The sequence below is a fragment of the Rubrivivax benzoatilyticus JA2 = ATCC BAA-35 genome (assembly GCF_000190375.1).
Lineage (GTDB): Bacteria > Pseudomonadota > Gammaproteobacteria > Burkholderiales > Burkholderiaceae_C > Rubrivivax > Rubrivivax benzoatilyticus.
In genome coordinates this window covers 1-8133 of record NZ_AEWG01000114.1, presented here as the reverse complement: position 1 = coordinate 8133, position 8133 = coordinate 1, and the positions used below count along the sequence as shown (strand labels likewise).

7 protein-coding genes are annotated in these 8133 nt (G+C 76.0%); all 7 read right to left on the bottom strand.

What is annotated here, in order from left to right:
* On the bottom strand, positions 1-2066 hold a 2066-nt coding region (locus RBXJA2T_RS13395), incomplete at its 3' end, for a type VI secretion system Vgr family protein (protein WP_009857929.1).
* Positions 2063-3076, bottom strand: a complete 1014-nt coding sequence (gene tssG / locus RBXJA2T_RS13390) for a type VI secretion system baseplate subunit TssG (protein ID WP_009857928.1) — start codon at positions 3074-3076, stop codon at positions 2063-2065. The genes RBXJA2T_RS13395 and tssG, both read right to left, overlap by 4 nt.
* 12 nt (positions 3077-3088) lie before the next feature.
* A complete protein-coding gene (tssF, locus tag RBXJA2T_RS13385) occupies positions 3089-4930 on the bottom strand; it encodes a type VI secretion system baseplate subunit TssF (RefSeq protein ID WP_009857927.1) in 1842 nt (613 codons plus the stop codon).
* A gap of 4 nt (positions 4931-4934) precedes the next feature.
* Entirely contained in the window at positions 4935-5393 is a 459-nt protein-coding gene (gene tssE / locus RBXJA2T_RS13380) for a type VI secretion system baseplate subunit TssE (RefSeq protein WP_009857926.1), read from the bottom strand.
* Positions 5394-5400: 7 nt separating this feature from the next.
* On the bottom strand, positions 5401-5919 hold the full coding sequence (locus RBXJA2T_RS13375; protein ID WP_009857925.1) for an Hcp family type VI secretion system effector: 519 nt from the start codon (positions 5917-5919) through the stop codon (positions 5401-5403).
* 34 nt (positions 5920-5953) lie between these two features.
* Positions 5954-7435, bottom strand: coding sequence for a type VI secretion system contractile sheath large subunit (gene tssC / locus RBXJA2T_RS13370; protein WP_050801771.1), 1482 nt, complete (start codon positions 7433-7435; stop codon positions 5954-5956).
* Between the two features lie 2 nt (positions 7436-7437).
* Entirely contained in the window at positions 7438-7956 is a 519-nt protein-coding gene (gene tssB / locus RBXJA2T_RS13365) for a type VI secretion system contractile sheath small subunit (protein WP_009857923.1), read from the bottom strand.
* Between the last annotated feature and the right edge of the window lie 177 nt (positions 7957-8133).

The following is an 8133-nucleotide window of genomic DNA, read 5'->3' as shown; positions in this document are numbered from 1 at the left end:
AGCACGCGCCGGCCGAGCGGCCCGTCCGGCCGTGGCGCGGCCGGCGTCCGTCGCGCCGCCGCGTGGGTCTGCAGCCGCGCCAGCGTGTCCGACGCGCGGCGCAGGCCTGCCGCGGCGTCCGCGGTGCCGAGCTGGCGCTCCGGCGGCTGGCCCGCCGCGCCGTGTGCGCTGAGCAGCAGGCCGCCGCCGGCACGCAGCGCGCCGAAGGCGTCGGTGCGCAGGTCCAGGCCGTCGCCGCGGGGCTGCAGCGGCTGTTGGTCCTCCTGATGCCGCAGGTGCCCGAGCTGCAGCCGAGTCGACGCGGCGTCGCTCGCCAGTTCGACCCGTTCCTGCCCCGGACTGTCGTCGAACACGAGCTGGTTGCCCGGGCCCTGCGCCGCCCGGCTCGTCTGCAGCTCGCGCGTGCGCCAGCCGGCGAACAGGCCGCCGCAGGCCGGCCCGGGGGGTGCGCCGGCCTCCGCTTCGGGGTGCCAGGGCGGTGTGGCGGCGGCTGTGGCGGCGCCGTGCGCGGTGGTGTGGCGGACGGGGCCCGTGTACAGGCCGCCCAGCACCAGCGGGCGATCGAGGCGGCCGCCGGCAAAACCCAGCAGCACCTCGCGGCCGACACGCGGCGGGTGCACGCCGCCCCAGTCGTCGCCGGCCACGGCGGTGGCGGCGCGCACCCAGGCGCCGGGGCGTGCGCCGTCGGCCGGGGCACCGCGTTCCCAGGGGTGGCGCAGCTGCACGCGGTGGTCACGGTCGGTCGTCACCGCGGCCGGGCCGCCGGCGACGACGGCGCAGTCCAGTCCCGGGGCGTCCTGCCGGTACGCCAAACGGAGCTCGGGCCGGCCGGCGGCGTCGACGGGCAGCGGACGATGGGGCAGGGCCGCGGGCTGGGCGAGCAGTTCGCACTCGTAGCGTGGGCCGCCAGAGGGCGCCGCGCAGGCGGCGTGGCCGCCGGTGGGCACGTCGTTGTGCACGTGGTGGCGCACCGCGAGCACGGCGAAGCTGTCGCGTGCGCGGTCCTGGCCGTCGTGGCGGGCATGGCCGCTCAGCGTGAAGCAGCGCCCGGGGGCGGCCTCGCGCCAGTGCCCGCGGCCACGGCAGCGCGCCGCCCAGCCGGCGAGCGCCTGCAGCCGGCGCTCGGCCAGGGCGCGGCCGTGCTCGCCTGTGGGGTAGGCATACGCTTCGGCGACGTCGACGGCTTCGAGCCTCGAGGCGGCGCCCGACGCTGTCCCGGACGCCACGTGCACCGGCCGCAGGCTGGCGCTGCGGTCGTCGCGGCTGGCCCAGTGCAGCGACCCGGTGGCCAGGCGCCTGACGTCGCTCCAGCTCGTGAGCGTGTGTTCGCCGGGCGCGACGCTGCCGGCCACGCAGCGCACCGGCTGCGGCGCCGGCGCGGCAAAGGCCCCGGCGTGGCCGGCGATGACCAGGCGGTGGCACCCGCCGCCCGGTGTCCGCGAGTCCTCCTCGTGTTCGAACCAGTGGCACAGGCCTTCTTCGGCGAGCAGGCGTTCGACGAAGCCGAGGTCGGATTCGTGCGCCTGCACGCAGCGGCCGCGCCGCGGCAGCGCCGCGCGGTCGCCCAGGTCCCAGCGCCACGAGGCGCCCAGGCCCGGCGCGGCACGCGCCAGGACCTGGTCGACGATCTCGACGATGCTGGCCTCGTGGAACACGGCGGCGTCCAGGCCGTCGCCCAGCCAGGCCAGCCAGGGCTCGACGAGCAGCCGTGCGCGGGCGCGGCCGCCGTCGCTGCCCAGCCAGCCGGCTTCGCGCACCAGGCCGTGGAAGGGCCGGCGGGCGCCGCCAGGCCCTTGCAGCACCAGCAGCGCCGGGCTGCCCGGCAGGGCCGACAGGTCTTGGCCGAGGTCCTCGCTGAGCACGACGAGTTCGGCCCGAAAGCCCACGGGCCGGTCGGGTGGTGGCGGGTCGAGTGCCGCGGCGCGGCGCGGAGGGGCCGCCGGCCCGGCCGGGTCGGGTGCCGGGCCGACCGCCTCCCAGATCGTCGCGTGCTCTGGCACGAGCGCCTCGGGACCGAGCGCGGTGTGCAGCGTCAGCAGCCGGCCCCGGGCCGACAGCGTGTTCACGACGGGCCTCGTGCGGCGGCAGCTGGGTCGGCGCTGAGCCGGTAGCCGGCGTCGGCGCGGTCCCGCGGCGGGCCCGTCCATGGCAGCACGGCGTCGAAACCCAGGCGTGCCGCGGCCGGGCCGCCGACACGCGCCGGCCGCAGGTCCTCGGCGCGCATCACCAGGCGCACCTCGGCGTCCAGCAGGCCGGCGCCGAGCTGGCGCCACCAGGCGCGCAGCGCCGCGGCGGCGTCGCCCCCGGGCAGCAGGGGCAGCAGGCGCGCCCGCGGCAACGGGCCGATGACCAGCCGCAGGTCCAGGTCGCGCTGCCAGCACCGGCTGCCGGCCAGCGCGTCGTGCCCCAGCCGCAGGCCCTGCAGGCCGAGCCGGCCACGAGCCGCCTCGGGCACCGCGCGCCAGCGCCCCAGCCAGGGTTCGACACGCACCGGCGCCGCGAACTGATGCGCCAGCACGGCTTCGATGGCCAGGGCCGACGGCCGGCCGCCGCCCAGCGTGCCGCCGTGCCAGGCCAGGGCCGCGGCAGGCGGTGCGCCGCCCGGGCCGGGACCGTCACCGTGACGGTGACCGTGGCCCGCGATCGCCAGCAGCATCGTCTGCAACCGGTCCTCGGCGGGTGTCTCGGCGGCGAGCGCCGGCCGGCCGTGGCGCCAGACGCTTTCGGCCAGCGCGGCCAGGCGATGCTGGAACAGATCCAGAAAGGCCAGCGGCGCCGGGTCGCGGCGCTCCAGCAGTGCCTCGGTGTAGAACGCCGGCAACGCCCCGTGCACGCCCAGCAGCGACCCGAAGGCGGCGACGAACTCCAGCGCCGGCGGCTCGCCGTCTTCGGCCGGGAGCTGGCGCACCACCTCCAGTTCGCCTTCGGGCGGCGACATCGACGTCGATGCGCTGCAGCGCAACCGTGCGCCGCCGGCCGCGGACGTGCCCAGCCAGCGGCGCAGCAGCCGCAACGCGGCAAACGGCGCGAAGCCGCCGGGGCGGGCGAACAGGCGTTCGATCGGGGTGCCGACCATCGTGTTGCGCCGTCAGGCCAGTGCCGAGCGCCCGCCGCGGCAGCCGCCGTCGAAGAGCGTCGCGCCGTCGGCCACCGACACCAGTTGCAGCCGCGTGGTGCTGTTCACCGGCGCCCGCAGCGCCAGCGCCTGCGACAGCAGCCGGCCGAAGAGCCCGACGCCGGTGCCGACGAAGGCCGACTCGTCGATGCCCAGGCGGATCTCGCGGCCGCGCAGCAGGCAGGGCGCCGGCGGGCCGGGCCACCAGGTCGTGGCCGGCTGCTGCTCGAGCCAGCGCAGCCCGGCGACGACACCGCGGGCGGCGGCACCACCGCCGGGGTCGTGCAGCGCCAGCCATTCGTGCAGGCCCTCGAGCCCGGTGTCGTCGGCCGGCGTGCGCGCCAGTGCCAGCAGCGACACCAGGCGCCACGCCGCGTCGCCCGCCGGTGTCGGGCGGCTGCCCGGCGTGGGCCGGCGCAGCAGCACGATCTCGTCGGCCGGGCTGCCGCCGTCGGCCTGCAGTTCGCCGTCGGGCCGGGCGATCGACATGCGTGCCGGCAGGTCGCGGTTGCCGGCCAGCACGTCCAGCGACAGCGTGTCCTGGCCCGGGCGCGCCGGGTCCAGCGCCGTGTCGACCAGTGTCAGCTCGAGCTCGTGCCCGGGCGAGACCGCGGCGCGCAGCAGGTCGCGGCGCACGGCCCAGAAGCAGGCCCCGGAACTGCCCGGTGGCGTGGCCGAGGCGTGGCGCAGCGAATAGAGCGGTGCCAGCTCCTCGTGCACCGTGTCGCGCTCGCCGGCGCGTGTGCGCCGCACACGCTCGACGCGGTGCACCTCGTAGGCCGCAGGCCGCCGCGCGTCGACGACCACTGGGTAGGCCTCGCGCTCGTGCGTGACGCGGATCGGCTCGGCGCGCTGGCGGAACAGGTTCACCACCGGCGTGCAGCCGGCGAGCAGCTGCCCGGCGCCGAGGCCGTCGAGTTCGTCCCAGGCGGCGCCGCTGCGGCCCGGTCGCGCCGCCAGGCGGTAGTGCAGCGTCGCGCTGCGGGCCTCGCTGCCGCGCAGCGCGGCCGGCAGCGGCAGGTCGATGAAGTCGAACTTGGCCGGGAAGGCGAAGTACTCGCCGAGCAGGCGTTCGGCGGCGCGGGCCGGCGCCGCGTCGTCGAGCAGGGCTTCGTCGTCGGCGAACCCGACGGCCTGCGGCGCGGCGTCGGGCACCGGCCGGGGGCTGCCGTCGTCGAGCGCGAGCGAGACGCCGGCCAGGTGGTCGAGCAACGCCTCGCGCAGCGCCACCACCTGCGACGGTGCCGCGTCGAGGTGCAGCCGCAGCGCCGGCAGGCCCAGCGTCGCCCAGCGTGCCGCGGGTGACACGAGTTCGAGCCGCAGGCTCAGGCAGGCGGCGGCCGCCGGCATGCCGGGCGCCAGGCCGACGTCGCCGGGCTGGCGGCGCAGCCCGGCCACCTGCACCGGCGCCAGCCAGACGTCCTGGGTCGTCGTGAAGCGGCACGGCACGCCCTGCACCGGCTGGCCGTGCAGCAGCGTGCCGCGCGGGATCCGGTGCGCGGTGCTGAGCTGCGACAGGCTGCGTGCGGCGCCGAAACGCACGATGCTGCACGACGGAAACGGCCGCAGCGCCAGCGGGTGCACCAGCTCCAGCAGTGCCTGCGCCAGGCGCGGCGCCTCCTCGTCCAGCCGCTGGTGCAGCCGGGCGGCGAGCAGCGCGAAGGACTGGATCAGCCGCTCGACGTGCGGGTCCTCGGCCAGGTCGGCTCCGGTGGCCAGCCGGCCGGCCACACGCGGGTAGCGCCGCGAGAACTCCCGGGCCGCCTCGTCGAACCAGGCGAGCTCGCGCTCGTAGTGCGGCAGCAGCGTGTGCATCGGCTCAGGCCCTGGGCCCGATCGCCGGCAGCACGGCGTAGTGCCGCGAGCCGGGCAGCACCTCGGCGTCGAAGTGCAGGCCGCTGCCGTCGGTGCCGTGGCGCAGCGCGGCCTCGATCGAGAATGCCGCGTCGCGCCCGTCCAGCGCCTGGACGCGCACGCCCTGCAGCCGGGGTTCGTGCACGCACAGCGTGTGGTGGATGTGTTCGGCGATGCGGCGCCGTGCCGCCAGGCTGTCACCCGTTTCGGCGGCGGGATCGGGCATGCCGAGCGCGAGCACCGAGCGTGCAGCCCGCGGCCAGCGCTGCAGCCGCTCGGGCGGCCAGGCGCAGCGCGTGTTCAGCAACCGTTCGATGTCGTGCGCCAGCGCTCGGCGCAGGCGGTCGGCGGCGGCGCGCGGCGAGCGCCCGGCCTCGGCGGGCGAGTCGCCGAGCAGCCGCTCGAGCAGCGACGGGGGCCGCATGCCGCGCTCAGACGGCGACGTTGCGCCGCAGGTCCCAGCCGGCGACGCCGGTGCTGGTGGCCGAGCCGTCGAGCTTGTGCTGCTTGTACTCCCAGGTCACCTTGCCGTAGCGCAGGCCGAAGGTTTCGCTGGGCAGGTCGCCGCCGTCGACGCTGGTCTCGACCGAGGACACGACCACGTCCTCGAGCGCGATGCGGTAGTAGTCGATGCGCGTCTGCGAGGTCGCGGTCGCGTTCTTGCCGCCGTAGGCGCGATAGAAGGTGACCAGCACCTTGGGGTAGAGCGTGCCCGCCGACGCGGCACGCAGCAGCTTGGGCGTGGCGCGGTCGATCAGCTTGGTGAACAGCATCTCGCCGTGCTCGGTGCGTTCGGCGGTGTGGCCGCCCGAGGACGAGGCCGTCGCCGAGCGCGGCTGGAACACGCGGTGGCGGAAGGCCGAGACCTCGATCTCGTTGGCGTGGCGGCTGTCGCTGCTGTCGCCCTGCAGCTCGCTGGCACCGTCGAACTTGACGTAGATGTCCTTCATGGAAGCTCCTGCAACGGGGAGAAGGGAAGGGGGCTCAGGTGCCGCGCGGCGCCAGTTCGGCGACCAGACGCAGCGAGACCGAGAGCTCGTCGAGCTGGAAGTGCGGGCGCACGAAGGCCACGGCGCGGTAGGCGCCGGCGCGGCCGGGCATCTCGCTGACCTGGACGCTGGCCTCGCGCAGCGGGTAGGCGGCCTTGGTCTCCTGCGTCGCGCTGTCGTCCTCGACGACGTACTGCCGGATCCAGCGGTTGAGGAACTCCTCGACGTTGGCCGCCGAGGCGAAGCTGCCGACCTTCTCGCGCATCATCGCCTTCAGGTAGTGGGCGATGCGGCAGACGCTGAAGACGTACTGCAGCTGGGCGGCCAGCGCCGCGTTGGCGTTGGCCGCGTCGCTGTCGTAGCGCCGCGGCCGGTGCACCGACTGCGCAGCGAAGAACGCGGCGTAGTCGGTGTTCTGGCAGTGCACCAGCGGGATGAAGCCGAGGTCGGCGAGCTCCTTCTCGCGCCGGTCGGTGATCGCCACCTCGGTCGGGCACTTCAGCGCACGCTCGCCGTCGTCGGTGCGGTAGGTGTGCGTGGGCAGGCCTTCGACCAGGCCGCCGCCTTCGACGCCGCGGATCGCCGCGCACCAGCCGTAGGCCGCGAAGGCGGCGTTCAGCCTGGCGGCCAGCGCGTACGCCGCGTTGACCCACAGGTAGCGCGAATGGTCACTGCCGTCGACCCGTTCGACGTAGCCGAAACCCTCGACCCCGGTGCCGTGGCGAGCGTCGTAGGGCAGCCGGCCCAGGAAACGCGGCAGCACCAGACCGACGTAGCGTGCGTCCTCGCTGGCCCGCAGACTCTTCCAGCGTGCGTACTCGGCGGTGTCGAAGACCTTGGCCAGATCGCGCGGGCGGCCGATCTCGGTGAAGCCGTCGAGCCCGAACAGCTCGGCCGACGCCGCGGCGATGAAGGGCGCGTGCGCGGCCGCCGCCACGTGCGACATCTGCTCGACGAAATAGAGGTCCTCGGGGCCGCGGCCGATCTCGTAGTCGCCGACGAGCGCCCCGAACGGTGCGCCGCCGAAGCTGCCGAAGGCCTCCTCGTAGACCAGGCGGAACAGCGCCGACTGGTCGAAGTCGATCGCCGCGGAGAAGTCGCGCACCAGCTCGTTCTGGGTGGCGTCGAGCACGGCGATCTTCTGCAGCGGCCCGCCGGCGGCGTGGCGGCAGAGGTAGTGCAGGCCGTTCCACGCCGCTTCCAGGCGCTGGAAGCGCGGGTGGTGGAGGATCTCGTCGAGCTGCGCCGAGATCAGCTCGTCGAGCTCGGCGATGCGCGCGTCCAGCGCGACGCCGAGGTTGTCGGCGACGGTGACGCTGCCGGATGCCACCTCGTGTGCCAGGTGGGCGATCAGCTCGCGGGCCCGGCCGTGTTCGGCGCTGCCGCGGGCCACGCGGCTGTCGAGCACGAGGCGGTCGAGCAGGTCGGGGGCCGGCGGGGGCAGCGGCTCCAGCGGGGTCAGCACGGCGGTGTCCATCGTCACGCCCCGGCCGCGGCGGCGTCGTGGCCGATCGCGGCCAGCGCCTCCGGCTCGCGCAGCGTGCGCACCAGCAGGTCTTCCAGGCGCTCGTTGCCGGCCATCTTGTTGCGCAGGTCGGCCAGCCGCGAGCGCGCCTGCAGCAGCCGCCGCAGCGGGGCCACCTGGCGCACGACGGCCTCGGGGCGGAAGTCCTCCAGGCGCTCGAAGCGCAGGTCGACGGCCAGCTCGCCGCCGGCGGTGCCCAGCGTGTCGCGCACGCGCAGCCGCAGCGCCGGCGCCATGCCGCGCAGCACGTCGTCGAAGGTGTCGACGTCGACCGGCACGAAACGCCGCTCCTTGAGCCGCGGCCGAGGCTGCGCGCTGCCGCCCTCGCTGCCGCTGAAGTCGCCGAGCACGCCGACGACGAAAGGCAGCTCCTTGTGCTCGATCGCGTCGCCGACCTGGACGTCGTAGGTCAGGCGCACGCGCGGCGGGCGCACCTGTTCGAGCCGTGACTGGATGCTGTCGTGACGGGGCATCGTTTCTCCTCGGGGCGCGTTCAGCGCAGGCGGTCGAAGGGGTTGGGGCGGGGACGGCGCTGTTCACCGGCGGCCGTGCGGCGGCAGGGGTGGCTGGGGCGCCTGGGACGGTTGTCGCTGCCGGCAGGCCGGCTGCGCGCGGCGCGGCCGGCGTCGTCGCCGGGGTGGCGCTGCGGC